Source organism: Botrimarina hoheduenensis, assembly GCF_007859815.1.
Taxonomy (GTDB): Bacteria; Planctomycetota; Planctomycetia; order Pirellulales; family Lacipirellulaceae; genus Botrimarina; species Botrimarina hoheduenensis.
Map to the genome: position 1 here is coordinate 441,274 of NZ_SJPH01000004.1, position 25,009 is coordinate 466,282.

The 25,009-nt window shown below is 61.9% G+C and carries 24 protein-coding genes and 1 tRNA gene; 16 read left to right on the forward strand and 9 right to left on the reverse strand.

Annotation, left to right across the window (positions count from 1 at the left end):
- Nucleotides 1–14: 14 nt before the first annotated feature.
- From Pla111_RS11760 to Pla111_RS11785, 7 genes are all read right to left on the reverse strand, one after another.
- Entirely contained in the window at nucleotides 15–587 is a 573-nt protein-coding gene (locus Pla111_RS11760; protein WP_146574569.1) for a hypothetical protein, read from the reverse strand.
- Nucleotides 584–1,147: a hypothetical protein gene (locus Pla111_RS11765; RefSeq protein WP_146574571.1), complete on the reverse strand. Its 564-nt coding sequence runs from the start codon at nucleotides 1,145–1,147 to the stop codon at nucleotides 584–586. The genes Pla111_RS11760 and Pla111_RS11765 overlap by 4 nt, the downstream gene beginning before the upstream one ends.
- Nucleotides 1,148–1,265: 118 nt before the next feature.
- Nucleotides 1,266–3,257 (reverse strand): ATP-binding protein, encoded by a 1,992-nt coding sequence (locus Pla111_RS11770; RefSeq protein ID WP_146574573.1) that lies wholly within the window; start codon nucleotides 3,255–3,257, stop codon nucleotides 1,266–1,268.
- A 58-nt stretch (nucleotides 3,258–3,315) separates the two neighbouring features.
- Nucleotides 3,316–3,381: transfer RNA gene (locus Pla111_RS17260), tRNA-His, on the reverse strand.
- A gap of 690 nt (nucleotides 3,382–4,071) precedes the next feature.
- Nucleotides 4,072–4,947: an ImmA/IrrE family metallo-endopeptidase gene (locus tag Pla111_RS11775; protein WP_146574575.1), complete on the reverse strand. Its 876-nt coding sequence runs from the start codon at nucleotides 4,945–4,947 to the stop codon at nucleotides 4,072–4,074.
- A complete protein-coding gene (locus tag Pla111_RS11780) occupies nucleotides 4,907–5,275 on the reverse strand; it encodes a hypothetical protein (protein ID WP_146574577.1) in 369 nt (122 codons plus the stop codon). Before Pla111_RS11780 ends, Pla111_RS11775 begins: the two co-directional genes overlap by 41 nt.
- A 2-nt stretch (nucleotides 5,276–5,277) precedes the next feature.
- Nucleotides 5,278–5,868, reverse strand: coding sequence for an RNA polymerase sigma factor (locus Pla111_RS11785; protein ID WP_197524978.1), 591 nt, complete (start codon nucleotides 5,866–5,868; stop codon nucleotides 5,278–5,280).
- 156 nt (nucleotides 5,869–6,024) lie between these two features.
- Here Pla111_RS11785 and Pla111_RS11790 point away from each other — a divergent pair, with 156 nt between their 5' ends.
- Nucleotides 6,025–6,525 (forward strand): hypothetical protein, encoded by a 501-nt coding sequence (locus tag Pla111_RS11790; protein WP_146574581.1) that lies wholly within the window; start codon nucleotides 6,025–6,027, stop codon nucleotides 6,523–6,525.
- A gap of 1,693 nt (nucleotides 6,526–8,218) precedes the next feature.
- Here Pla111_RS11790 and repC read toward each other — a convergent pair.
- A complete protein-coding gene (gene repC, locus Pla111_RS11800) occupies nucleotides 8,219–9,580 on the reverse strand; it encodes a plasmid replication protein RepC (RefSeq protein ID WP_146574585.1) in 1,362 nt (453 codons plus the stop codon).
- Nucleotides 9,581–10,494: 914 nt separating this feature from the next.
- Here repC and Pla111_RS11805 point away from each other — a divergent pair.
- The 3 genes from Pla111_RS11805 (at nucleotide 10,495) to Pla111_RS11815 (ending at nucleotide 12,733) form a co-directional block, all read left to right on the forward strand.
- Nucleotides 10,495–11,043, forward strand: coding sequence for a hypothetical protein (locus Pla111_RS11805; RefSeq protein ID WP_146574588.1), 549 nt, complete (start codon nucleotides 10,495–10,497; stop codon nucleotides 11,041–11,043).
- Between the two features lie 11 nt (nucleotides 11,044–11,054).
- Entirely contained in the window at nucleotides 11,055–12,065 is a 1,011-nt protein-coding gene (locus Pla111_RS11810; RefSeq protein ID WP_146574590.1) for a toprim domain-containing protein, read from the forward strand.
- Nucleotides 12,066–12,226: 161 nt separating this feature from the next.
- Entirely contained in the window at nucleotides 12,227–12,733 is a 507-nt protein-coding gene (locus tag Pla111_RS11815) for a hypothetical protein (protein ID WP_146574592.1), read from the forward strand.
- Here the strand turns inward: Pla111_RS11815 and Pla111_RS11820 are convergent.
- On the reverse strand, nucleotides 12,714–13,670 hold the full coding sequence (locus tag Pla111_RS11820) for a hypothetical protein (protein ID WP_146574594.1): 957 nt from the start codon (nucleotides 13,668–13,670) through the stop codon (nucleotides 12,714–12,716). The genes Pla111_RS11815 and Pla111_RS11820 overlap by 20 nt on opposite strands.
- A gap of 420 nt (nucleotides 13,671–14,090) precedes the next feature.
- Between Pla111_RS11820 and Pla111_RS11825 the strand changes: the two genes are divergently transcribed.
- The 12 genes from Pla111_RS11825 (at nucleotide 14,091) to Pla111_RS11880 (ending at nucleotide 24,985) form a co-directional block, all read left to right on the forward strand.
- Nucleotides 14,091–15,191, forward strand: a complete 1,101-nt coding sequence (locus tag Pla111_RS11825; RefSeq protein ID WP_146574596.1) for a DUF932 domain-containing protein — start codon at nucleotides 14,091–14,093, stop codon at nucleotides 15,189–15,191.
- 56 nt (nucleotides 15,192–15,247) lie between these two features.
- On the forward strand, nucleotides 15,248–15,799 hold the full coding sequence (locus Pla111_RS11830; RefSeq protein ID WP_146574598.1) for a hypothetical protein: 552 nt from the start codon (nucleotides 15,248–15,250) through the stop codon (nucleotides 15,797–15,799).
- Nucleotides 15,796–16,503 (forward strand): hypothetical protein, encoded by a 708-nt coding sequence (locus Pla111_RS11835; protein ID WP_146574600.1) that lies wholly within the window; start codon nucleotides 15,796–15,798, stop codon nucleotides 16,501–16,503. Before Pla111_RS11830 ends, Pla111_RS11835 begins: the two co-directional genes overlap by 4 nt.
- A complete protein-coding gene (locus Pla111_RS11840) occupies nucleotides 16,500–17,495 on the forward strand; it encodes a hypothetical protein (protein ID WP_146574602.1) in 996 nt (331 codons plus the stop codon). Before Pla111_RS11835 ends, Pla111_RS11840 begins: the two co-directional genes overlap by 4 nt.
- Before the next feature lie 11 nt (nucleotides 17,496–17,506).
- Nucleotides 17,507–17,932, forward strand: a complete 426-nt coding sequence (locus Pla111_RS11845; protein ID WP_146574604.1) for a hypothetical protein — start codon at nucleotides 17,507–17,509, stop codon at nucleotides 17,930–17,932.
- 42 nt (nucleotides 17,933–17,974) lie between these two features.
- On the forward strand, nucleotides 17,975–18,400 hold the full coding sequence (locus tag Pla111_RS11850; RefSeq protein WP_146574606.1) for a hypothetical protein: 426 nt from the start codon (nucleotides 17,975–17,977) through the stop codon (nucleotides 18,398–18,400).
- Nucleotides 18,401–18,455: 55 nt separating this feature from the next.
- Entirely contained in the window at nucleotides 18,456–20,123 is a 1,668-nt protein-coding gene (locus tag Pla111_RS11855) for a type IV secretory system conjugative DNA transfer family protein (protein ID WP_146574608.1), read from the forward strand.
- A 2-nt stretch (nucleotides 20,124–20,125) separates the two neighbouring features.
- Complete coding sequence (locus Pla111_RS11860; protein ID WP_146574610.1) at nucleotides 20,126–20,461, forward strand: hypothetical protein; 336 nt, start codon at nucleotides 20,126–20,128, stop codon at nucleotides 20,459–20,461.
- 21 nt (nucleotides 20,462–20,482) lie between these two features.
- On the forward strand, nucleotides 20,483–21,097 hold the full coding sequence (locus Pla111_RS11865) for a hypothetical protein (protein ID WP_146574612.1): 615 nt from the start codon (nucleotides 20,483–20,485) through the stop codon (nucleotides 21,095–21,097).
- A gap of 68 nt (nucleotides 21,098–21,165) precedes the next feature.
- Nucleotides 21,166–21,438, forward strand: coding sequence for a hypothetical protein (locus Pla111_RS11870; RefSeq protein ID WP_146574613.1), 273 nt, complete (start codon nucleotides 21,166–21,168; stop codon nucleotides 21,436–21,438).
- A 287-nt stretch (nucleotides 21,439–21,725) separates the two neighbouring features.
- A complete protein-coding gene (gene mobF, locus Pla111_RS11875; protein ID WP_146574615.1) occupies nucleotides 21,726–24,593 on the forward strand; it encodes a MobF family relaxase in 2,868 nt (955 codons plus the stop codon).
- Nucleotides 24,590–24,985 (forward strand): hypothetical protein, encoded by a 396-nt coding sequence (locus tag Pla111_RS11880; protein ID WP_146574617.1) that lies wholly within the window; start codon nucleotides 24,590–24,592, stop codon nucleotides 24,983–24,985. The genes mobF and Pla111_RS11880 overlap by 4 nt, the downstream gene beginning before the upstream one ends.
- The last annotated feature ends 24 nt before the right edge of the window (nucleotides 24,986–25,009 follow it).

Sequence of the window (25,009 nt, forward strand, 5' to 3'; positions counted from 1 at the left end):
CACACGCCTCTCGCTCATTCGCTCGTGGCTTCTTCGCTCGTGGCTTGTTCGCTCGCAGCTTCTTCGCTGGGCGGGGGTGCGTCTTGGCCACTGCTCTGGTTTTCCTGTGCTTGCGGGACGGCAAACGCAGGGGGAATCGGCCCGAGGGGCTCGGCTCGCGACGGCTCGACCGGCGGATCCGGGACAGCCCCCTGCCCGGTGATCGCTACGCCCGATTGCTGCAGGTAACGCAGCAGATCGCCCAGTGTGCGGAAGTTGGGGATTGTGCCGGCCGGGGCACCCGTCGGACGAACCGGCTGATTGAGGCTGAACAGGCTCTCGGCATCGACCACATTCGCCAGCACATCGCCCACCGCTAGACGCGAGTTGCTCCGCCGCATGTCGGCCAAGAGGGCTTGGTCCCGGCGACTCAGTTGGCTCGAATCGCCGATGAGGGCTGCCACGGACCGCCCCTCTGAATCAACCACCAAGAGTCGCTCGCACACGATCTCGCGCGTCTGGGTCTGCTTCGCGATTTTGTCACGCAGCGCTGCTCCGAGCGCCAGGAACAACAGGGGATAAACGATCCAACGCTCGCGCTCGGTCATCGGGGGTCTCCGGCGGTTGTCGTCGCGTCGGACACGCGCTCGAAGAGCAGCCGACCAAACAACCGATCAGCCCCTTCCTCAGCAAGCGTGAACCGTGCGGGCTGGCCCTCTCGCGCGCGGACAAAAGCGATGCGGAAGCGGCGTCGTTCAGGCTCGGCGGGCTGATCGGCAGCACGCTGCACTTCGATCTCCACCGTCGCGCGGCGGCCTTCCGAAGCAATCACCTGCCAGCGTCCCGTGAGCGGATTCGCACCGTCGAGCTCAAGTTGAGCCACGCCGTCATCGCGCAGATCCAAGGCGACCTCGAACGGTTCGATCGACTCCAAGACCGTACGCTCTGCGGTGGGGAGTTCTTTGGCGGGGGAGGTAGCAGCCTCTGAAGCGACCTCACTGGCGGGGACGCCGGCGGTCGGCCATTCGCGCCGGAGCCTCTCGGCCGCCTGTTCGGGCGTTCCACGCCACTGGCCCACGAGCCGCTGCCGGATCGTTAAGGGCGTGTCGCAGCCCGCCGTGGCGAGCGTCACAACGATCGCCAGCAGAGAGAGCAGATGACGGCTCATCACGCAGGAAATTCGGGGACGGAGGGGAGCCTTCAGCGCTGAGGGCAAGTACTTCACAAGTCTAGGCCACAGCCGCGCTGCGGCGTAACCCGCCCAGGGCCCGATCGCCTGCACCTACTTACGGGGTCGGCGGCGGGGCAACGGCGGGGGCACTCGCTACGACGGCGGCCAGCAAGGTTTTGACCGCGTAGCCCACCACCAGCAACAAAAAGAAGAGAAGCAAGAGTTCCACCCCGAGGATCAACCACGCTTTGAGGGGTAGCAACGGGGCACTGACGGTTCCTTGCTGCGCGATTTCCGCGTGCGCTGTGTAGGCTTCACGCCATGCGCTCCACTTGGCTGCCGGCTTGACGAGTTCCGTGGGAACCTTGCTCGCCGCCGACCAAGCGGCGTCTTGCTTGCGCGCAGTAGCGCGCTTCTGCGCGATCGACATCGCTAAAGAAATCAGCTTGAAGAACAACGTGATTAGCGACGCCGGCCAAGTCAGCAGACTCAAGACCAACTCGCTCTCGCGTTTGCTTAGCTCGACCCGCGCCGCTTGCAGCTTGCGCGGATCGACGGTCGCAACTTCTTTGGGCGGTACCGCAACGGGAACGGCGGCAGCCTCGTCGGCCGATTCTGCGGTGCTCTCTTTGTCGGGCTTGCCTTTACGACTCTCTTGCGACTTGGCCTCACTAACCTTCTCGACGAACCGCCCGCGCACCGGGTCCATCAGCCCTTTGATCTGTCCGCGCGATAGCGGGCCCGCCAGATACGACATCGCCCACCGCGTGTGAAACACCCGCGGCAGGTCCTCGTGAACGTTGTTCATGAGAAACACGCGGCTGCCGACGCCGGCGAGCGTGCGTTCCATCTGTTGCTTGTCGAAACTGCTGCCGGCCTGGGCCGACGCGCCCTCGAGCCCCTCCATCACACGCAGCTTGTCGCGTTCCGTTTGGAGCCGACCCAGAAACCACGTGCCCGCGTTCGACAGCCCTTTGTAGTCCAGATCGACCGGGTTCTGGGTCGCGAGCACACACCCCAAGCCAAAGGCCCGCGCTTGCTTGAGCAGCGTGAGCATCGGCTCCTTGCTCGGCGGGTTCTTCGTGGGGGGGAAGTACCCGAAGACCTCGTCCATGTACAGCAGCGCGCGCAGGTTGCCCGTGCCCGGCTGCGTTCGCATCCACGCGAGCACCTCGTTCAGCAGAATGGTCACAAAGAACATCCGCTGCGCGTCGTCCAGGTGCGCGATCGAGATGATCGAGTGCCGCGGTTTGCCGTCTTCACGGTAGAACAGTTGCTGCACATCGAGCGGTTGCCCGGTCATCCAGCCGGCAAAGCTCGGGCTTGCCAGCAGGTTGTTGAGATCCATCGCCAGCTTGGTGCGTTCCTTCTTGGGGTAGAAGGTCTCCAGCTGCATGACGCCGACCTCTTCGAACGGAGGCTCCTGGATCTCGCGGATCATCTCGGCGATGCCCAGATCTTGGCCCTGCTCCCAGGCCTTGGTCAGCACCGTCGAGAGGAAGATGTGCTCGCGGCTCCGCACGGGATCGGCGTCGATCCCCAGCAGCGCGAGCAATCCCGAGACCGCCGAGGACACCCGCTGGCGGAACGCATCATGATCTTCACGCAATGCAGCCGGCGGGGCGTTGAAATTCTTCAGCACGGTCATCGGCAGCCCATGCGACGCGCCGGGCGTAAAGATCAGCCGCTCCACCGAGTCGTTGTAACGCGCGATGCGTTCCGGCTCTTGGCCCCAACTGGCCAGACCATTCTTCCACATCTCGGCGGTCTGGGCGGCCAGCTCGTCGGGCGAAACCCCTTTGCGCTGCGCGACGCTCTCATCGACCCAGGGCCGAAAATCGGTGGGCTTGAGTTCGGGAAAGCCGAGCAGCAGATTGCCCAGATCGCCCTTGGGATCGATGCAGATGGCCGGCACGCCGTCGAGCGCTGCCTCTTCTAGCAGCGAGAGGCACAGACCCGTCTTGCCGCTGCCGGTCATGCCGACACACACCGCATGCGTGGTGAGCTGGCTCGACTTGTACAGCAGCGGCTCGCCAGCGGTCTGACCGCTGGCGAGGTCGTGCTCGCGGCCCAGGTAGAAATCGTTGCGAGAGTCGATATCGGGCATGAGTTTCTTGACGGTCGGAACGCGCGGCCTAGATGCGTGCGACTTTACAAGAAAAGGGTGGCTGAGGGGACTCGAACCCCCGGCCTCCGGAATCACAATCCGATTATTGAGCATTTGAAAAACATTTGCCTTGCAGGACAGTTGGGCGGCAACCCCTTCATTTTGAGGCCACGCGGTCTGCTCGTCGCTTGAGTCATCCGGGAGTTGGATAGGGCTTGCGTGGCCCATTCTGTGTCAGATCTACGTCAGATTCAGACCTTCGGATTCGCCCAGTTGGGCTTCTGGACTACGCAGATTACAGCATCGTCTGTCACCCGTGCCGCGCGGTCTATCCGGGTTCTGTCCTCGGTTGGGGCAAGCGGAGTCGCGAAGCCGATTGACCGAGCAGCCCGAAGACAGAACTGTGGCGTCTCGGTTGCCCCTTCCTCGCCCGGTTGACCATCCCGTGGAAGTACGCCGCCGGTTGTCACACCGGCCCGTCTTCACGGAACCTAGCCTAGTCGGTGACCGGGAGGCAGATTGCCGCCGCAGAAGTCCGAGCACGCCGCAAGCCGCGCCCTACCTCGCCTGCGAGCCCCTAAAATCAGGCCGTAGCCAATCGCACAGGTAGACGACTTCGGCCTACTTGACCATCCCTTGCCCAAACGGCCAATAGCTACGGACCGATCACTTGCGACTGAACCGGCCTGAAGAAGCGTCACGCACTCGGTCGCCCAGCTTGCAGCAAGTCCTTTGGCTCTCCCCCGTGCGAACCGCGTCTCCCTCTTATCGACTCACTGTCCGAGCTGAGGCGTTTACGTTCGACGCATATTCGTCAATCCGCTTCGCACTCCTCATCTTCTTCGAAGTCGTCCTCGTCCATCGTGAGGAGCACGAGGACCGTATTCATCGTGCCGATCGGGACGAACTCCTCGGTGACGTAGATGTCCGCGTAGCGGTCGTTGAATACCTGGAACCAGTCGGAAACCGCGGACTCGCTCTGCACCGATTCCATGATGCCCATCTGGAACTCGGACCAAAGCGGCTGTGCAGTCCTCGGCAAGTGCCCCTTGCGGGGATAAATCTGGTAGTCGATGAGCGGCTGGGACGGCACCATCCATCTGACAACGCTGTCCCTGATGCCAGCAACGGCACATGGGAAATGGGACAGCCGAACAGCCCGGAACGCGGTGCAGATCGCCGAAGTATCAAACTGACGGGCGATCTCGTAGATCCGCTCCATGCTCAGAGCATGCTTGTTGATGACCGGCTTCGCTTGCGAAGTAGGCAAGAGCATGCTGGCGGCGAAAGCGTCAGCTTCCCGCTCGATCAGGTTGTCAGACGTGAACTCGGCGTGAGATCCGTGTGACGTGCCTCGCTCGCTCATGAGGTAGGCACGGTGCCGATCGATGAAGTAGTGGCCTAGCTCATGGCAAATTGAGAACCGAGTCCGCGGATGATGCTTGTCGGGGCCATCGTACTTCGTGTTGTAGTAGAGCAAGAATCGGTTCTTCGGGCGATGATACTCGAGCATTCCGTCGTACTTGTCGCCGAGGTTCGCGCCTCGTGCACGCAGAAATGCCCGCTCCGATCTGATGATGTCGTGCGGATCGATCGGTGCGGTCAACTTCTCGACCGATACGATGTCGTCGGCGAGAGCCCCGGCCTTATCAAGGCGACTCTGTCTCGCCAGCCATTCCATCTTCGTCATCGTCGTCGCTCAACATTTCGTTGCGTAGCGTATTCTCAGTCTCGTCAGCGTCCTCATCCTCGTCGCCCTTGTTGCGGTTGAGTTGGAGCAATGCCTCCTCCACATCTTTGTAATCGCTCTCCTCCATCCACTCATACGATATTGGGGTATCAGGCGCTGTCTCTTGTTCGCCTGACAGCTTGCCCAATACGGACTGTATGAATCCATCAGGTAAGGGAGCTTCCGTGGCGTTCTCGAATGCTTTCTCTGCCTCTTGCGGAGTCAGTGGGCAGTAGCCGTATCGCTTCCGAGCTTTCGCCAGTAGCTCTTCAAGTTGCTTGTCACTCATGCTCATTTCCTCACCTTCCTTGTTGTAGTGCTGGTGCGGAACGCGCGTACTTCCTGCGCTATCTTCTCCTTCACTTTGTGCTTCGTCACATTGACTGTGTTGATTGTTTTGCCGTTCTGCTCAGCCAGTCGCTTGGCGTTGGCTTCGTCGGTAATGAAGAAGTTTATCCCAACGACACGTTCGAAGCCGGTCAATTGGTTGAAGATGAAGTCGTGGATGTGATCGAGTAGCGGAGAATCGTCTGATTCGCAATCTGGATCTTCGATGCCCTCGCATGATTCGTCGAGGACCTGCGTCTCCAGCTTAGGTTTGGCTCGGATAAGATCGATCGCGGCGTTGTGGGCGAAGGAGATCCAGACCGTACTGAGCCGGGCCACCTCTGGATCGTACTTGTCGGCGTAGTTCCAGAGCGACAGGGCCGACGCATTCAGCGCTTCCTCCAGCTCGTGCGTCCCCAGCGAGTCCTTGAACTGCTTCTTGAGGTAACCGAAGACCTTCGGACCGTACCGCTTCATGACCTCTCCGAGCGCGTACTCGTCCTTGTCCATCATCCTGATGGCCAAATCCTCGTCGTCCGGTGGGTCATCTGGCATGTCTCCGGCCTCCGTACGTTGATACGAAATCATCTTAACCGAAAAAAAATCGGAAAATTCGCCCAGGCGGTTAAGATCGCCCAGCCTCTCTACGTATCAGTGGCGACAGGGGTAAATCAGGGTGATTCGCCCCATAACCATACATGGAGATGAACCATGAGAAACGTAGAGACCGTTCGGCTCAAGCCGAACCCGTCCGGGAAGGACCGGACCCGTGGAGGCTATGCCTCCGCCACTCAGCTCGGTGCTGAGTGGGTTGATCTGAAGAACGTTGGCACGACAAGCTGCGACTTGGGCGATGTAGAGGTCTACCATATCGCCTACAGTGATCGGTCTGACAGCGGTCGGTGGGAGAAGGTGACTGGCTTCAACGGCAAGTTGCCGGCTGGGAAAATCGTCCGCGTCCATTCGGGAAGCGGGCCGATCAATGTTCTTCGGGACGAAGACCAACTCGGTGCCGACTTCCACATCTTTACCCAGAAGGACAGCTACATCTGGAACAACGACCGGGGCGACTGCTCGGGCTTGTTCATGGTGGGGGCGTCCCAGCCGTTCGATAAGGCCTGTTACGACGCTTATCCGCCGGAGGGTGAAGTCTTGCAGCGGTCCGGCAACAAGCTCGTGCCTACGAGCACGGCCGCCAGCCGCCGCTTATGAGGGCGTGGGGGCGCGAGCCCCTTTTTTCGTATTCAGTCAGTGTTTTCCAGAAGTCGCTGCAGTCGTGGCGAGCTAACTTAAGCAGGTACAAATACTATGCAAATCGACGGGGCATTGGTCCGGGAACAGGGTGTCGAGTTCGCAATCGTCATCGTGAAGCCACACGTTATAAATACGCAAGCCGCAGCGGACAGCGCACGAGACGGATTCGCCTCAATCGGCGACTTTTCCGGACTTTCGATTGTTCTTGCGGCCCAAGACTCTCAGGGAGTCTTCACGTATCAAGGCCGTCCGGACATCGTGGACTTCCTTGCGCACATTGACGCATCCCGCATTCCCTGGAAACGCTATTTGATATCTTGATACTTAGGGTCACTAGAGAAGCTTGCCAATTACGCCACTCCTTGTCGTCTTGGATAGCTCAGGCTTTTTCGACTCCTGGGGAGTTCAAACCTGCGTCGAACCGACACGCCGAAGCATTGCTCAAGTCCTGCGGCAGCTCTACGGTACCGATAGTAAGGCGTTGCCGAACTCGCGACACGCAACTGAGGTGCTGCTTTCACCCCTCAGGGCCCGCATGTTAAGTACACGCGTGCCAGACTCGCCACAGAGACGATGCAACTGAGAAATGCGGCGTCGATGGCGCCCAAGTGACACGACAGAACTCCGACCTACAGGTGGACGCAGCTTCGCTAAGACCATACGATTAGCGAATAGCCCATTCCAAGGACCTGCGATGTCGATCCGTGAAGCAGACGAGCGCCGCTTCGAATTAAAGTATAGCGTTGGGTTGTCGGTTCGCGCTGACTCTGAAACGCTCGGCATTCCCAGTCTTGTCGGGTTTCTGTCGTCGGCTTTGACACACGCGAAAGAAGAGCGTGACGGGATGGTTGACGCACCATCTGGAGCACACCCGCAAGACGTACCTGCGTACAATCAATCCGTAGCGTCGGTCGAGTACCGACTGCTCTACGATGACTCGCGAGTTTCGCCAAGCCAATTGACCGAGGCCTTGGCTGATGCCTTAGCTAGGGCTGACACACTAGCTCAGATAATCGATAGCCAAGAAGTCTGGAGCAAGCGTGCCGCAACGGAGCCCGCCAGTGGCATAACGGAGATCATCCGACTCTGTGGTGAGCCGGGCGGAACGAGCCGAGCGTTTGCATTGATGCTTGCAAGAGCTTCTTAAGGCGTACCGACGTAGTTAGGTCTGCGCTTGAGATTTGCTAGGCCTGGTTGTGGGTGGTGCTGGAGAACTCCGAGAGCCTCGGGATCATCTTGGCAAAGTTTTCGATCGCTCACCCTCGGAGCGTTTCGCTGCTGCCGTATCCTGCGTCGGCCCGACACTTCTCGGCAGTTTTGAGCAGTTCGGCGTCCCCGAGCCCAATCGACTACCGACCGACGCAGATACGCGTTACGCTCTGGCGCCGGATTGGGGTACTCTCGAACTGCCTGGCGAGGTCGCCGGGCCGGACGTAGAAATCCACTTCGCATTCGGCACCGGGTCGGATGGCCGGTGAATATAGCCGCTGCAGCGACACGGAGGCCCAATAGCCGGCGGCTTCGCTTCGGGGTTTTCTAACGTCCGACCTCCAGCCCTACGACAGGAGGCTCTAATGCCTAACCACGACGACGAACGCGCCCTTTGGGACGTCATCCGCCGCAACCCGCGGCTCGACAACCTGATTACCTACTACCTCCGCTGCGACGCAGGCCGAGAACTGCTGACGGCGATCGAGGAATCCGAGCAGGAGGACTGAGACCGGCTCAGCAGCCCGAAGACCGAGTTGTGCAGCCGCAGCTCCCCGCGTCGGGCCCGATTGACAAGGCCACGGAAGTAGGCGGCCGGCAGCCGGGCGGGCTGATCCTCCCGTAGCGTTGCGCGATCGGTCACCAGCACACAGAGCGCCGCCCCGGATCGTCCGAGCAAGCCGCACGCCTCGCCCCAGCTGGCTTGCGAAACGCCCAACTCGCCACGCAGCCGGTCGGCCCCCTCGACGACGTCGCTCCAGTCCATCGCGGTCAGGTCCATCGGCAAGTGGCCCCGGAACCGCCCGCTGACAGCGGAAGCGACCTGCTTGAGCGTCACGTGCTCGGCCCCCGAGCTGGGCGTCGGTTCGTTGGGCGCCGGCCCCTCCGCTACGCTTTCCTGAAAGCCTTCGGCCTTTTGCCTACAAGAATATATTGATTGATTGGTGTACTTGTAGTGAGCGTCCGAACGAGCGCTCGTGGACGTACTTCTGGGTGTTGTTTGGGCGATAGGAAGTGGAGAAGTGCCTCCTTCGGTTTTGGTGCTCCCTACTCCCATCGTGGCTGTTAGATCGCTGAGCAGGGCTTGGTGGCGGGTCAGCAACTCGCGGAGCTCTTCGAGCCGGATGTGAGTGCGGAGCTGATAGGCGATCGCCTGGTAGTCCCGCTCGAACCGCTCCTGCTCCGCCGTGTTCCCATTCCCTTCCCGCCATTCGAGCATCAGCGAGCGGATCTGACGGCGGCGCCAGGAGATCTGTCGTTTGGTCTCGTGCCAGGCCCGGTTGTAGAGCTCCTTCTCTTGCAGCCGTTCCTCCAGCTCGGCACGCAGGTGCGCCAGTGGGCTCAGATCAACACCGAACGCCCAGAGGATCGCCCCGGTTTTCGGATCGCGTTGCCCATACCGCTTGCAGTTCCCCGAATCCACATACCCTATCGCCCCAATCTCGAAGAGCTGTTTCTCAAGCTTTTGGATGTGCCGCTCGGACACGCCCAGGTCGAGCGCCGTCTTGGAGAGCGATTGGTAAACGATCGGCCTCCCCTGCTCCCAATCGAGGTCGCGGGTGAAGACGGTCAGGTAGTACTCGATGAGCTGGACCATCTTGGTCGTGAAGCCGGCGTCCCGTCCGGCCCGCTTCACAAGCAACAGCAGGTCGAACCGGCCGAAGCCCGGCTCCAGACCAGTGAACGCCTCTCCGAGTTCGAGCGCGCGGCGGTAGCGATCCGAAGCGACTCGGCCTCCCCCGGCGGGGCGATAGGAAGCAAGGTGGTTTGGTGGTTGTGGGGTACTCGTTTCGGTGTACTGCATCGTGATCGTGAGCGGCCCTCCGCTGGCTCGCGAAAAAGAGGGTGCAAGAACCCGCTGCAACCACACAAAGTGCTTGCAATCTTGTTTCGGCGGCGCTACGGTGAAAATGGCACGATCACCGAGCCCCGCTCGAAGTCCTTACGAAGCCGCCTTGCAGGGCGGCTTCTTCTTTTTGGCTTCGTCGTTGTTCGGGCGCTGCTCCTCCTAGGGTTGGTTTGATGAGACTCCCCTGCCCGCTCGTCGGGCAACGGAACGCTTCTTGAGAAAGCGGTAGAAGACGCCGTCCGACCAAAGTCGAGACGGCAACGCAGTGACCCCCCGAGGCGAGAACGCCCCAAGAAAAAGGGGGCGGGTCTGATTAGCAGAGTGCCGATTCGATTGGGTGATGTCAAGCAATAGCTGGCCACGGCGCCACACGGACACCCGACCGCCCCTGCCCACCCCGGTGTCTCATTCCCCGCAACCCGTTGTCCTCCGCGCCACACCAGCGAGCGGCCACAGAATGGCCACGTTGCACTATGGGCATGAAAGGCGCCCATGCCCGCCCTGACCGCCAGCTACCCGGACATATCAAGGGGCGTCCAGGCACGCGTTCAGACCGACCGCTGGGGTGCGCGTGTTGCAACCTGTTCACCCGTCCGTCCCCTGCCCGCTCCCCGCACGCTGCCCGCTTGGACACCCTGTCCGCCCCGATCGAGCGGGCCTTTCGGGGTGGTCAGGCAAGCGTTTGCCTGGACCTGTCCATCGGCCATGCCCACCCTGCGCATCGGTAAGCAGGTGACGCCATTCCGCCATGGGCGAGCTGGATCACTCACGGTGGGGACAACCCGAATCGCCCTCCCTCAAAAGTCTTGCGCGTGGGGTTCGATCCGTAGTAGGGTGTCCATAGATGCAACACCTAGGAGCCCATGTAGTTGACCAGCACGAAGTACTCGATCTCCGCGGCCAGCCGGATCACCGGCAAGAGCCGAGCTACCATCGCCCGCCACCTCAAAGCGAGCAAGCTCTCGTTCGAACTGGACAACGAGGGGAACAAGCAGATCGACGCCAGCGAACTAATGCGCGTCTACGGCGACGCGTGCGATTTTCTGCTGGAGGAGAGGAGGGGGAAAGGATCCGATACGCAACGCAGCGAAACCAGCCCCAGCCCGAACGACGCCGCGCTCGACGCGGTCCGCGAGCAGCTCATCGATCAGTACAAGGCCCAGGTCGAGCACCTCCAGCAGGCGCTCGAAAAAGCCCAAGACGGTCAGAATCGCGTGACGCTGTTGCTTGAACAGAAGTCGTCGGAGCCGAATGATTGGCAGACGTCGCTCGACGCGATGGGCAAGTCGATCGCCAACCAGACCGAGGCGCAGATCAAGGAACTCCGCGACGGCCACGACCGCGAGATCAAGCAACTTAAGCGGGCGCTGCACCAAGAACGCAGCAAGTCGCTCTGGCAGAAACTCATCGGGCGATAGGGAGGAGGGGGATGGACCGTGATTCGGAACTCGACGCCTTCAAGTCCGTGAACCTGAGCCTGATCGCTAGCGCGTTCGGCTACGAGATCGTCCGCAAGAAATCGACCCGGCACTCCGTACTGATGACCAGCGGTTCGGACAAAATCATCGTCGCCCAGAACGATAAGCACTACGTCTATTTTAGCGTCCACGATCCATTGTCATCGGGCACCGTCATCGACTTCGTCCAGAAGGCCATCGAGCCGGGCTGCTCGCTCGGCCGCGTGCGGCAAATCCTCAGGCCGTTTCTGGGAGGAGGGCATATGGCGAGCGTGCAACAGAAGCACGAGGGCCGTTATCAAGCCGAGATCAGCCCCAGCGAACCGGACCTTATCGGCGTGGCGTCTCGCTTTGCCCGCTTCGAGCCGATCGAGAAGCCGCACCCGTACCTCTGCAAAACGCGTGGCATCCCGTTCGATCTGCTGAATTCGCCGCGACTGGAAGGACGCGTCCTCCACTGTCCGCATCGTCACTCCATCGTCTTCCCACATTGGGGCTCGGTTGAGGCGGCCGACCAGTTGTCAGCGGCGATCACCGGCTACGAGATCAAAGGCCGCGGCGTGAACCTCTTCAGCAAGGGCGGAAAGAAAGGGCTTTGGATGTCCGCCCCGACACCGGATGACCGGATCCTGGCTATCGCCGAGAGTGGGCTCGACGCACTTTCTTACTTGATGGTGCGGGGCGAGGAGGGGATTCGGATTGGCTCTATCAGCGGTCAAATGAACGCACAGCAGCCCGAGCTTATCCGTAGAGCGATCGAATCGATGGCCGGAGGCTCACAGATCGTGGCCGCGTTTGATAACGATGCAAGAGGGGACGAGATGGCCGCGGCCCTCGAACAAATCGTCCGATCGACGTGTCTAGCGGTGGAGTTTCGCGATGATCGACCGGACCGCAGGGGATCGGATTGGAATGATCTTGCGATGACTCAGGCCAAGGCCTCGGGGCGGCTCGGCTCGATTACTCGCTCCTTTGGACGGTAGCGCACGGTTCTTCCACTTGGCCGCGTAACCACTATGTTCCCGGCGAAACGACCGACGGGGGCATTTTCCGCGTCGCGCACACACCACTTGTCGGTGCGACTGTGAACTCACGTGCTATCGATTTATCTTGACAACCGTGTCAGGACTCTGGCAGATAGCATATGCCTGTTCACTACCGACACCCCGAGGTCACATACCGACCAGTCCCGCTAGACGAGCTAGCGGCAGCGATCAACGCCATCGAGCGGGCGATCTCTGACTATCGTCGTGGCCTCTGCACCGTCGATGAGTTTGCCCAGGCGGCCGCGCAACACGCGCACTACGAGGATGTCACACTCGTCGAGGTCTTCTCGTCCAACGCTCAGACCGCCACCGTGGCGGAAGAGCTCGTCGATCGAAACGAGCGGAGCCACGCCTACCGAGAAGCGGCTGAATGGGCAGCTGAGCGATTGGCGGAGCTCTCTCGCGTCCAACGGTCACGAGTCAAGGAACTCGAGCGTTGGTGGGTGGGCGGGCAGCCAATCGACCCCATCGACCCCGACAGCTCTGAGCAGCGCGAAGAGGCGTTCCGGACAGCTGTCCTTGATGACGTCGGTTTGCTCTGGTGCAGATACTTCGGCTACCCCTCATGGCGCGAACTGCCGGAACTCACCGGGCCAGTTTCTTGACAAGACGCTTCTCGGTCTTGGTTACGGGAGGGTAGAAGTGGGCTACCAGCTGCTTCGCGCGCTCAATCGTTCGATGAAGGGCGTCTTTCATCAGCTCCCAATCGGGCGCCACTTCCTTCAGATCGACATCCCAGGCTCTCCTCAAATCTTCCAGATCATCGGTGTTCATCTTGACTAGCGTCAGCCACTGACCGGCAAAGTCTTCCTTTCCAACATCGATCATCCGATGGATGAGTCGCCGTGACCTGCTGTAGGTGTGGTGGAAGGTTTGATCCTGCTGAAAAGTCGGGAAGATAATCTTGCGGACGTGAAAATCTGCGTCCAGCAAGTTATTGATAGTTGCGAGATTGGTGTGATAGCACCCGTTCACGTCGATGTTATCTTCATCGAGGGCCTTGGCGCGGAGGTAGTTGTCGAAGCGTACGGGCAATTCGGTCGCAATCCGTATTAGATGAAACAGGTCGTCATCCTCGAAATGCTTCTTCAGCGTTGCGAAGGCTTTGCATCCTGCTTCGTAGCGGAGGTCGTAGTCGTCGAGTATATCTCTCAGCGGGGTGGGCCCGACGTGGAAGGTGCCGATCGCTAGCCGCCGAGTGCCGACAAACTTTACCTTCTCGTAGAGTCGGAGGCGTTCGTCCCGAAGCTGGTAGTAGGCTTCTCGCTCTTCACGGTGGGTGAGGCGGATCGACGCGAGCTGAGGATCGTCCAGCTGCCAGACCCAATCGACCACATCGACCGGCTCGCCCGTGTCGGGGTGAAGCTCGGGGATCGTTCCGTCCTGGTCAAGCAGTTCTTCAACGCGTTGCGCGAACGCCCGGATGTCATTGCGCAGTGGGTACGCGCCTTCCGGGATGAAGCACAACGCGGTTGGGTCAGTCTTCAAGACCTCGGCCAGGGCGTAGTACTTCTGGAGCTCGACGTTGTCGCCTGCTCTCATTGCACACAGTTTTCTGGGATTGACCCCCGCTTGCTTCGCGGCTTCTTCGGGCGTCGTTCCTCGAGCTGCACAGAGGCGCACCAGTGCCCGGTAGCGGCATGGGAAGGTGTCGCTCTTCCGCACGGGACGAGCCGGGAGTTGGTACTGATGGGGGGGCTGGGTATCCATTTCCGGACAGTGAAGGTTTGCGTGCTGTCCGATTTTTGAGGACTGGTTCGGGGGCGTGTACCGTTGCCCTAAGTGCAGCAAGCGATGAGATCGGACTCACTCGGTAACTCGCTTACTCGCGAAGGGATCGAAGGTAGCCGCTCCGCAAGATTGGGGACAGTACCTCCGATCACCCACACGCGCATACCGAAAGACCTGGAAGACTCATAACCGTTAGCAAACTTCTAAAAGTTATCTCGGAGGCGATGAGCTATGAGCAGCAATGTCAAGCTAGGCGAAGTCATTACTCAAGCCGAACGAATCGAATCCGAGGCTGTGGTGTTCGACACGAAAACTGCGGAGTGGAACAGCGACCGTTTTGAGATTCGCCCAATCGTCAACGGCACACTAGCCGACAACCGGATCAGCTTCCCCTTCACCCAGCCGATCCGCGATGAATTGTACCGGCGGCTCGGCTACCCGGGCGAACAAGTCCAGCGGCGCCTGGCGTGCGAGACCAGAGCACGGGTGATCCGCGAGCTGGTCGATTACGACTTCCGGCAGCCCAAGCGCGACCGCCGTCTGCCTGACACGTTCTGCTTGATGCTGGTCGATGGACATCCCGCTGGGCTGATTGCAGGAAACCTTCACACGGCTTCGAACGCCCAATTCTTTCGGGCGGTTCGAAGCGCAGCCGCTGAAGTCGGATTCGACCTCGACGAGGCGGAGGTCCGCCGGCACGAAGTGGACGACGGCTCGACTCGTATCGAGGCGACCTTCGGTGAGCTGATCTCCGAGCCTCGACCGGGTGACCTGGTCCACTTCGGGCTCGCTATGCAACACAGTTCGGCCGGGCGGCTGGCGAGCCGTGTGGAATTCTTCGCCCACCGCTTGGTCTGTGCGAACGGCATGACGGCGCCAGTGTGCATGGATGACGCGGGCCGGCAGAAGCGGATGCGTATCAGGCGAGGGGGCGAGGCGGAGATCGGGAAGACCCTCCAGCGGATCCAGGCATCCGCGTCGCAGGCTTTCCGGACCATCGATCAGAGGATGGCCGCCCTCAAGGAGCTCACCAATGAGAGGGTCGATCTCAAGAAGCTTGTCGATCGAGTCGTCGCCAACAACCGCTGGAGCCGCGTGGTCCGCGAAGAGTTACTCGCGGCGATCTCGCGGGGCGAGCACGGCGGAGATGAAACCCAGTTCGGCGTCGTGAACCTCCTGTCGTACCTCGGCACGCACGGCGCTTACGATCCCGACCGCCGTATCCCGACGAACGTCCGCCGACGCCTGCAGCTGATGGCCGGCGTCTACGCCGGGCAGGGAGTCCACACTTGCCCGACTTGCCAACGAATCCTCTCTCCGAGCAACAACTGAGGCCCGCTAGTTCTGTCCTGTTCCCACTGCACCCTTCCAAAATAAGGAATCGAACCATGAGTTACGGCACTCACGTTAATCGCCTGCGACAGATTGCTTCGCGTAGCAGCGACGCTCCGAGCGGTGGAGGCGGAACGGGCAGCGGATTCGATAGCCGGTCGCGGAGCCAGGACCCACTCAACACCGATCAGAATGTACGGCAACGGCGCCGAGAGGGTCACGAGGAAACCATCCGACACGCCAACCACGAGGAAGCGAGAACCGCCGCTTACGCCCGCAGTGACGAGGCGGCGCGTGACTCCGCAATCCACAAAATCGAAGTCCAAGAGGTATTCACTGATTTCCAGACCGAACTTCGGGCACGAGCCCTTATGCAGCGCGAGAGCTTGGACGAGTACATCGGCTTGGTAGACACGATCAACACGATCGCGTGCTACGCCGACAATCAGATCTGTCAGCTCGATCAGATCCGAGACGAGGAGGTAAAGACCTCTTCGAAAAACGCGGTGCGGCATACGAGTGCACGGCTCATCGCGCTCGCCCGCATCGCTGTCTTCGGTCACCTGAATGACCCTGACGGCCCGTCACGTTCGGAGGAGCTGTTATGAGCACAAACAACCACGAGAGCCAACTAAGCCGAGAGGGAAGGTCGTGGGTAGCCCAGTGTTTCTTCCTAGCCGGGGTCGTGCTGGTTGGCTTGGTCATCGGCCAGCTTGCCACCTTCTCGGTGCTTGCGATTGTGGTCCTCGCGTTCGTCAACGGCGTTTCGCCGTACCGACGGCTGACCCGCGGTCTGGCGTCGGCGAGCCTGGAGAACCAGCGCGATGATGAACTTCTCGCGGGCGCTTCCGTCCACGACGCCGACGACGTGCTAATCGGCCAGTCAGACAGCACCCTTCACGAGTTGGCGATCCTCAAACGGGCACACCACGTTGAGGGCGGCTGTGATCTCGACGAGGCCCTCTTGAATGTGGTCCGGGAGCCTTTGGACGCGGACGTCAAGCGGATCGGTGACGCCGGAGAGCAAGCCGCGCTGCTCGCGGTAGCTGGGTCGATGGTCGGGCTCGCCGCAGTCGGCTCGTCGCTGGGCGACCAAGCAGGCGTCGCGGCGATGGCGAGCGGAGTGGTGACCATGTCCGCGACCTCGGTAGCCGGCCTCTTTGCCGCGATGTCGCTGCTCGGACTGGAGTCGCGGGCCGAGGTGTCGGTCGAGAAGTACGTCAACAGCTTGCGTGTCCGGCTCGCCGGGGTCCGCCTCGCGCCGGCGGAGCGAGGCCCTAACCACGACAGCCTCTTTCGGAGAAAGGCATGAATCCTCGCAAGTCACGTCGTCGAAACGTCGCGTCCCGGGTCTTCGTAGACCTCGTCTTGCAGATGCTCGCCGTGTTCTTGGTCTTAGCTCAGTCGGAACAGGTGCGGGTCGCGAGCCTCGAACGGAAAGCCGGCCTCGTCCCCGGCCTACGGACCCAAGTAGAGAGTCTTGGTGATCAGATCGGGGGGTATCGCGCAAAAGTCGAGAAGCAGGGTGTTGTCATCCAGGAAATGGGAGATCGTCTCGGGGCCTACCGCGGCAAGATCGACGAGCAAGGTCTCGTGATCGCGAACCAAGGGAAGGCGCTCGGTGGCTACAGGTCACTCGTGAAGGACCTCCGGTCGAAGATCCCCGATGACGCGCCGGTGACCCTGCTGATCGTTGTCGATGAGACTTGGTCTATGACGGCTCCCCACCGGGAGATCGTGTCGGGCACTAAGACGCTCTGTGCGTTCATGAGCAGTCGCAGCGAGAGCTTTCGGTTCGGCGTCATCTCGTTCCGCAACGGGATCTCTAAGCAGCTGCCCATCATGGAGATCTGTCCGACTAGTGAGGACGGCGGGGCCTCGGAGCGCAAGGTCATGGACTTCTTAGCCACGCTGAAGGTCAGGCGTTCTCACACCGACCACGCCCCGGTGCTTCGCGAAGCAATTCGTGCGCTCGAAGCCGACGCCCGCCGCGATCCTCAACGGAAGTTCCGTCTGATCTTCGTTGGTGATGTTGGACCAGCCGAACTCGACGGGGCGGTTGGCTACAGCAGTCAGGAAAAGCTGATCAAGCAGGACCTGTTGGACTTGGTCCACCGCTGGGCACAGCCCGGCGATCGGGCCGTCGCTTCGCTCTACGCGGAAAGCGATTGGACAAGAAACGACCCGGCCTCGGCGGAGAGTCGCGCCTGGTTCGAAGCGTTGGGGAGCGTGTCGGAGGGGTCCTCGTTCACCACCGACACGGGTGAGTTGCAACGAACGATTTTTCACTCTGTCCGCCGGTAAGGAGCTTCAAGATGTTGAAGAAGAAAGTACACGCGCAAGAGACGATCCTGCCGCCGATTGACCTTTCACGGCTTCGACGGGGTCGCGGCCGCAGAAGCGGTCTCCTAAAAGACGCTGGTGGCGGGCTTTCGAGTCAGATGCTGAGGGCACTGCTCATTTGTTTCTTGCCTTGGTTGCTCAAAGCCGGTGTCGCGTTGGTTGCCGTCGCAGCGCTTTGGTTCTCGCTCCCTAACGTGGCCGGCCTAGCCCGGTTGGTGGGGTTCGGCTTCAGCGGGCCATCGCAAGTCACGGATCTCGTCGAATGGTCGCGGGTGCGTTTGGATGGCTTCGCCAACGCGGGGGCTTATGTGCTCGGTGATTTTATTGGCCGGGAAGGCGGCTCGGCCGAGATCACTCCGCTGGTGGGAATTGCCCCCGAAGAAGCAACCGCTCGGTAGTTTTTTCTCTGTCTCGAATCCTGGTGGCCTCAGACGACTCCGATGAAGACCTCCCTCGAAACCATCCGCAATGGTCTCACTGCCCAACTAGCCGATCTCGAACGCGATCTGCAAGCGGCCGAGGCGCGGGTAAATGAGCTGAAATCCACCCGCCGCCAGGTCGTCGCCGCGATCCGGGCACTCGGCGGCCAGGGCTCCGAATCCCCCAAGCCGGCTCCTAAGAAGGCCCAAGTCCGAATGGCGGTCCGCGACCTCTTGGACAGCAACGGCGGCGCGATCGACACGGACGACCTCGAAGGCTTGGTGGCCGACAAGCTGGCGAACGAGCAGGGCTGTTCGGCGATGGGCCTCGCCCTCCGGATGCGTGAGGTCTTGGCGACCGACGAGTTCATCGCGGCGAGCGGGCAGATCCGTCTGTCGCCAACAGCCAAAGCCGGTCCCGAGCCCGAAGCAACCAAAGCCACCTGACCCATTCCACTCCCTATCGCCCGACGTCTCCCGGGTCCCCCAAGAAGGCGCCAATATGAGCGAAGCCCCCAAGCCGTCGTCGCCACCCACCCTCCTAGGGCAATTGATCCTCTGCGGGCTGGCTAGCTGGGCGGCCTACTACTTCTACCCCGACGCCAAGCAGGGCGACGGGGCGGCGTCGCTCATTGCCATCGTCGCCACGATCATCGCCTTGGTCGCCGGGATGAAGTCGCTGTGGGCGTTTGATCAGAAGATCGACCGCCGGCGACGCCACCGACAACTCGAAAGTTTCAACGAGACGAAGGGCAAAGCGAAGATCGGCGACGTCCGAGACGCCAAGGAGGCGGGCTTGCTGGGCGACGAAGGGATCATCCTCGGTCGGATCGGCAAGAAGCTGGTGCGCTATCCGGGCGAGGCCTCAATGCTCGTCGCCGGTCGGCCCGGCAGCTGGAAAGGCGTCGCCGTTGTCATCCTGAACTTGCTGCTGGCACCCAAGCCGACCAAAGAGAAATTTCAGTCGTGGATCGTGACGGATTTCTCCGGTGAACTGTACGCGGTCTGCCATCGGATCCTTCGAGTCCTCGGCTACAAGGTCGTGGTGATCGCAAGCGAGGCCGAGCGTCTCAGCCGCGAGTTGGGCGTGCCGATGGAGTCGGTGCAGCACAACCCGGCCGGTTACCTCGACCCGAACGCGGTCAGCATCCTTGAAGATGTCGATACCTTCGTGCACCTACTGCACCCAGGCGTTGAGCCGGGCAAGCAGAACGGCACGACCCAGCATTTCGATGACCTGGCCCGGCTGGTCTTGTTGACGTTTTGCCTCTGGCTGCTGGATCGGTACGGCGAGGTTACCCTGCCGGGGCTGCGGCGGTGCGTGATGGGCGGTAGCGACGAAATGCACTGCCTGTTGGAGGCCGCCAGCGAGAGCTTGGCCTTCGGCGGCGCCCTGTCGGAGTCGGCTTCGAGTGTGCTGAGCCTGATGGCGAGCAGCCCCGAGGAGTTCTCCGGCGCGATCACAACGGCCACCCGCTCGGTCAAGCTGTTCGCCGCCGGCGGCCCGGTCGGCCAGCAGGTCAGCCGCCACGATTTCGACTGGGGCCAGCTCAAGGAAGAGGCGACCGTGGTCTTTCTGATCGTGCCGCCCGAACGGCTCACGAGCCAGGCTCAGTTCGTCAACCTGACGATCTCGGCGTCTGCCGAGGCGTTGGCCCGTCACCGCTCGAATCAGCGGGTGACGTACCTGCTCGACGAAGCGGGCAACATGCACCTGCCCAACCTGATGACGATCGTCGCGCTGTACCGGAAGTTCGGCATCCAGGTGATCCTCGTGCTCCAGCAGCTCGAAGCCCAGCTGGCCCGCGTCTACGGCAAAGAGGCGGCCCGCGAGATCCAGGGCAACTGCGAGGTCACCATGGCGATGTCCACGACCGAGCTAGAGGACCTCAAGCGGCTCAGTGAGTTGGCCGGTCTCGAGACCTTCAGCGACGGTTCGCACACGCTCCGCGAGTCGGACGAGGGCGCGCCCGAGGTGTCTTACACCGGGGACTACAAGCAACGCCCCGTCCTCACCACCGACGCGATCCGGCGTCTGGACCGGAAACAGGCCGTCGTGCTCTTCGCCAACGCCCCGGCGCTGATCGTCGATCTGGTGAACTACCTCCACGAGCCAGCGATCCGCAAGCTGGCCGACGAAAATCCGTACTACCGCAAGAAGGGAGCCTAGTCATGAACTCTGAATGCCGCTCTCCCTTCGAGAGCCCTTCGCGGTACCTGATCAGCTGGCGCCAGATCGTCCGGCTCGTTCGCAACGCCCTCATTGTCGGCGCCGTAGTGGTCCTACTGATCGATCAGGTCGGCGAGCCGCTGCTCCGCTGGGAGTACCGCTACCGGCGTGGCGACCCAGACCGGCGTCCCTTAGCCGCCACATACTACGGCCTCAGCGGCCGTTATGAGTCATGCCAGCAGTGCTATTCCGACGGGCTTCCTGTGGTCTTGTTTGCCCAGCCCGAGCCACCGCTGTGGCGGCGTGCCGCCGACAAGGTCCGATCCCTGCTGCCGTAGCCTCCAACCACGAGTTCACACATGCCCGACTATACCGTCTACGACTCGGAGCAAGAGCTCCGCGAGCGGATCGAAGACCTCAACAACCTGCTTTCGGACTACGAGAAGACACAGGGAGTGCTCGATGAGGAGCGGGGCGTCTTGGCCGACCAGGTCCAGGGGGCCAAGGTGATCTACGACAAGCAGCTCAATGAGTTCGAGCAGCGGGTCAGCGCGTACGAGCAGAAGCGGGACGACCTCGATCGTCGTCAGAGAGAAGTTGCCGAGGGCCGCGCCGACGCTTTGGAGAACCGCGAGGTGCTTCAGCTTCAGCTCGACGCGAAGCGTGGCAAGAAAATGACCGACCGCGCGGCCCCCAAGGTAGACGGCGCCGCTAAGGGCGTAGGCCAAGCAGACGGGGCGGCCTACACGACCGGTCCGACGACACGCGAGCAGATCGACCAACTGAAAGCTCAACTCTCTAAGCCGGAGCCAGCGCTCGCGTTGGACCCGCCCGGCATGGGCGAGAGCCAAGCCAGCGTGATCGACCGCGACCTAAAGCTCATGGCCAAGATCAAAGCCAAGGAGCAGAAACTGGACGACGCCTCGCAGAAGCTCAAGGACGAGTGGAACCAAGCCAAGGGCCCCAAACGCTAGATCTCTGTTGCGCTGCAGCGTCGAAGTTGCTTGCGCTTCGCAGTGAGCGCTGGCATGGTGAAAGGATCATGCGTTGGACCGAGAAGCAGATCGAAGATTACTTGAGTGACGAGACCCGCGAGCTGAACGACGGCAGCGGGGGCCGCGTCACCGTCACGTTGTTCAAGACCGACTGGATCACCTACGACGCGGTCCGCGTGGACGACGTCTACACCGAAGCCGAACTGGTCGATTGGGCGCGACGCCGAGCCGCCGAACAAGGCCTCGACTTCACCGACGCGCTGCGGAGCAACCTAGTCCACCTCGACCACGAGATCCGCCGACAGAACCTACCGCTGTAATCCAGCGTCGTGACTTACGGTCCCGACCAACCACAACCCACTCCACTTCCTATCGCCCAGAAAAATCGTCTGTGGATAGTTCCCGCCCGACGCCAACGAATCGTTGATTCGGACCGCACGAATCAGGCAGCCTGAACTTGCCAAAGCTCTGCTTAGGGGAGGGGCCTGTAAGAATTTGTAGACGTAATCCGTCCTCCGCATTCTTCGACCCGCTGTCCAAAGCCGCTTTGACGTTCTGAGTTGCCTTCTCCGAGTAGCCCTATCAACCGAGTCCGAAGCCGCTTTTCATGCTCAACGCGACCCAAGCCACCAGCATCGCCGGCGCCCAGCAGTACTTCCGTACGACGCTGTCGCAAGGCGACTACTACCTCGGCGCCGAGGTCAACGGCTCGTGGCACGGCGAAGCGGCTACGAAGCTCGGCCTGAAGCCCGACACGCCCGTGACCGACGAGCAGTTCACAGCGCTCTTGGAAGGCCGCTGCCCGTTCACCGGGAAGCGGCTCGTCCAGCGGCTCCGCAAGGACCGTCGTCCCGGTGTCGACTTGACTTTCTCGGTCCCCAAGAGCGTCTCGCTCGCGTGGGCCATCAACGCGGACGAGCGGATCCTCGCAGCGCTTCGCGAAGCGGTCGCCGAAACCATAACCCGCGACGTCGAGCCGCTGGTCTGCCGTCGGGTCCGCGCCGGCGATAAAGCGGCCACCAACGACCGCCGCGCGACCGGCAACCTGATCTACGCCGACTTCCTCCACAAGACGTCTCGCCCGGTGGATGGCGTCGTCGATCCGCACCTGCACATTCATGCCTTTGTGCCGAACCTAACCTTCGACGACGGCCGCTGGTACGCGGCCGACCTCGAAGAGGTCATGCGCCAGCTGCCCGCCTTGCAAGCCAAGTTCGACGCCCGCTTGGCCGGCAAGCTCAAGCACGATCTCGGCTACGCCGTCACCGCGACCCAGTTCCGCCAAAGCCGACGCCTCAAGCGGGGCTGGGAGTTGGCCGGCGTCGAGCGCTCAACCATCGAAAAGTTCAGCACCCGCACGGCCCAGATCGAGGCCTACGCCGAGGAGCACGGCGTCGATTCGGCCGCCAAGAAGGGTGAGCTGGGCGCCAAGACCCGTCAGAAGAAGGCGCCCGGGGTCGGCGTCGATCGGCTTCGAGAGCGTTGGCTCGATCGGCTAACGCCGGCTGAGCAAGCGGCTTTTGGGGCCTTGGCGAAGCGGGCGAAAGGAACAGGAAGCCGGGAGGAGGGGGAGGCTTTGCGGGCTCAGGAAGCGGTACGCTTCTCGCTAGAGCATCATCTGTACCGGAACTCGACGGTCGAGCGGCATCAGGTCATCGGGACCGCTTTGGAGCAGGGTTTGACGCTCTCGCCCGAGGCGATCGAAGCCGCTTTAGCGAGCGAGGAGGGGGTGATCGACGGCGTTCAGGACATCCGGGGGGCCGACCGCCACTACGTCACAACCACCGAAGTGCTCGAAGCCGAACGGGCGATGATCGCCTTCGCCCGCGATAGCCGGGGCACGCGGCTCCCAATCGGCCGCACCGAACACGTCTTTCAGCGCGAATGGCTCAACGAGCAACAGAAGCAGGCCGTCCTCCACGTGCTCGCTTCTAAGGATACCGTCACGGCGGTCACCGGCGGCGCCGGCACGGGCAAGTCGTCGCTGATGGAGGAGGCGGCCGAAGCGATTCGGGGCAATCGGAAAGAAGTGTTTGTGTTCGCTCCGAGCACCGGTGCCCGCGAGGTTCTCCAAGAGAAGGGCTTTGTGGACGCCCAGACGGTCGAGCACCTGCTGAAGAACGACAAGCTCCACCCGGAGCTGAAAGAACAAGTGCTTTGGATCGACGAGGCGGGGCTCTTGGACGTGCGGGCGATGAATGGCGTCTTCGCGATCGCCAAGGCGCAGAACGCCCGCGTTGTGCTCTCGGGCGACACCCGCCAGCACGCCTCACCCCGCCGTGGCGAAGCGATGCGGCTGCTGGAGACCGAAGCCGGCTTAAACATCGCCCGTGTCGAAAAGATCCAGCGCCAGCAAGGCCGCTACAAGCGAGCGGTCGAACTGATCAGCCGCGGTCACGAGGTCGTCGATCCGAAGAGCGGCCTGACCGGGATGATCGCGGGCTTCGATCTGCTCGACCGGCTCGGCAATATCCAAGAGATCGACGGCGAAAACCGTCACGAAGCGCTCGCCGAGGCTTATATGGAAGCGTCCCGCCGCGGTAAATCGACGCTGGTTGTGGCGCCGACGCACGCCGAGGGCCACAAAGCAACCGCTGAGATTCGGGACCGGCTCCGCGCGGCAGGGGCGATAGGAAGAGAAGAGACCGACGTGGTGCAGTTGCGGTCGTTGAACCTGACGGAGGCCGAAAAGTCATTGCCGTCGAGCTACGAGCCGATGCCAGGGGCTCCCGGCCTTATCGTCCAGTTCCACCAGAACGTCGCCGGCGGCTACACCCGCGGTGCCCGCTACCGGGTCCAATACGACGAACAGAATCTTCCCTTCCTAGCGCCGATCACCGGCGGCCCTGCCAAGCCGATCCCCTACAACGTAACGGACCGTTTTGAAGTCTACAGTCAAACCACGCTTGGCTTGGCCCGTGGCGACCGAGTCCGCTTCTCACTCGGTGGCAAGGCGGGCAAGCGGCGGATTAGCAACGGCCGGCTCGACGAGGTGAGGGGTTTTGACAAGGCGGGCAATCTGCGGCTGAAGAGCGGCATGACCGTCCCGCACGACTACGGCCACCTCGATCTCGGCTATGTCGTCACCTCCCACGCCTCCCAGGGCAAGGACCGGGACGTGGCGATCGCCGCGATCGGCAAGGAGTCTCTGCCGGCGGTTAACGCCAAGCAGTTCTATGTCACCGCTTCCCGCGGCCGCGAGGACCTGACGCTGTTTGTTGACGACAAGGCGGCCGTGCGGCGGGCGATCCAGAACGCGGGCGAGCAGCTCTCGGCGACCCAGCTCACCGCCACCCAGCGGGCGGCCGCCGAGCGGGTCCGTGTCGATCGCACGCGGCGGGCGTTGATTGAGCGGGTCCGCGACTGGTGGCGTGCAGCCTTCCCGAAGAGCGCCACAGCCATGGCGGCGCCGACGCCCGAACGCCAACCGCCGCTGGGGCCGGCTCCGGGCCTCAGTAGGAGCCAACCACGATGAAGCACATGCCCTTCCCCTCCAACCAGAACCCTCTCCCGAAACTCACCGAGGAGCGGTCGCTCGACGCGCCGTGGAAGCGGGCCGCGCCGACCGAGCCGCCGCCGATGATGTTCCAGGTCCGCTTCCGCGACGGGCAGATCATCAGCTACGCCTACGCCGACCTCCGCGAGACGCGGCTCCGCGACGCGGGCTGCCTGCAGCTCTGCCTGCTGGGGATCGAGAAGTACCACGTGACTATTGAAGGGCGTCACCTCACCGAGCTCAACACGCTGATCGGCGCCGGCAAGATCAAGTCACTCGACGAGCTGGGGCCGCGGACGTTCGACCGACCCGAGTCGGCGCCCTCGATCGACTCGATCCACGTCGAGACACTCACCGGCCCGAGCCCCTGAGTCCACGCCCAAGCAACCCAGTGG

Coding starts and splice junctions, on each gene's coding strand:
- Pla111_RS11760 (WP_146574569.1), bottom strand. CDS start 587: ATGACCGAGCGCGAGCGTTGGATCGTTTATCCCCTGTTGTTCCTGGCG.
- Pla111_RS11765 (WP_146574571.1), bottom strand. CDS start 1,147: ATGAGCCGTCATCTGCTCTCTCTGCTGGCGATCGTTGTGACGCTCGCC.
- Pla111_RS11770 (WP_146574573.1), bottom strand. CDS start 3,257: ATGCCCGATATCGACTCTCGCAACGATTTCTACCTGGGCCGCGAGCAC.
- Pla111_RS11775 (WP_146574575.1), bottom strand. CDS start 4,947: ATGACGAAGATGGAATGGCTGGCGAGACAGAGTCGCCTTGATAAGGCC.
- Pla111_RS11780 (WP_146574577.1), bottom strand. CDS start 5,275: ATGAGTGACAAGCAACTTGAAGAGCTACTGGCGAAAGCTCGGAAGCGA.
- Pla111_RS11785 (WP_197524978.1), bottom strand. CDS start 5,868: ATGCCAGATGACCCACCGGACGACGAGGATTTGGCCATCAGGATGATG.
- Pla111_RS11790 (WP_146574581.1), top strand. CDS start 6,025: ATGAGAAACGTAGAGACCGTTCGGCTCAAGCCGAACCCGTCCGGGAAG.
- repC (WP_146574585.1), bottom strand. CDS start 9,580: ATGCAGTACACCGAAACGAGTACCCCACAACCACCAAACCACCTTGCT.
- Pla111_RS11810 (WP_146574590.1), top strand. CDS start 11,055: ATGGACCGTGATTCGGAACTCGACGCCTTCAAGTCCGTGAACCTGAGC.
- Pla111_RS11815 (WP_146574592.1), top strand. CDS start 12,227: ATGCCTGTTCACTACCGACACCCCGAGGTCACATACCGACCAGTCCCG.
- Pla111_RS11820 (WP_146574594.1), bottom strand. CDS start 13,670: ATGAGAGCAGGCGACAACGTCGAGCTCCAGAAGTACTACGCCCTGGCC.
- Pla111_RS11825 (WP_146574596.1), top strand. CDS start 14,091: ATGAGCAGCAATGTCAAGCTAGGCGAAGTCATTACTCAAGCCGAACGA.
- Pla111_RS11830 (WP_146574598.1), top strand. CDS start 15,248: ATGAGTTACGGCACTCACGTTAATCGCCTGCGACAGATTGCTTCGCGT.
- Pla111_RS11835 (WP_146574600.1), top strand. CDS start 15,796: ATGAGCACAAACAACCACGAGAGCCAACTAAGCCGAGAGGGAAGGTCG.
- Pla111_RS11840 (WP_146574602.1), top strand. CDS start 16,500: ATGAATCCTCGCAAGTCACGTCGTCGAAACGTCGCGTCCCGGGTCTTC.
- Pla111_RS11845 (WP_146574604.1), top strand. CDS start 17,507: ATGTTGAAGAAGAAAGTACACGCGCAAGAGACGATCCTGCCGCCGATT.
- Pla111_RS11850 (WP_146574606.1), top strand. CDS start 17,975: ATGAAGACCTCCCTCGAAACCATCCGCAATGGTCTCACTGCCCAACTA.
- Pla111_RS11855 (WP_146574608.1), top strand. CDS start 18,456: ATGAGCGAAGCCCCCAAGCCGTCGTCGCCACCCACCCTCCTAGGGCAA.
- Pla111_RS11860 (WP_146574610.1), top strand. CDS start 20,126: ATGAACTCTGAATGCCGCTCTCCCTTCGAGAGCCCTTCGCGGTACCTG.
- Pla111_RS11865 (WP_146574612.1), top strand. CDS start 20,483: ATGCCCGACTATACCGTCTACGACTCGGAGCAAGAGCTCCGCGAGCGG.
- Pla111_RS11870 (WP_146574613.1), top strand. CDS start 21,166: ATGCGTTGGACCGAGAAGCAGATCGAAGATTACTTGAGTGACGAGACC.
- mobF (WP_146574615.1), top strand. CDS start 21,726: ATGCTCAACGCGACCCAAGCCACCAGCATCGCCGGCGCCCAGCAGTAC.
- Pla111_RS11880 (WP_146574617.1), top strand. CDS start 24,590: ATGAAGCACATGCCCTTCCCCTCCAACCAGAACCCTCTCCCGAAACTC.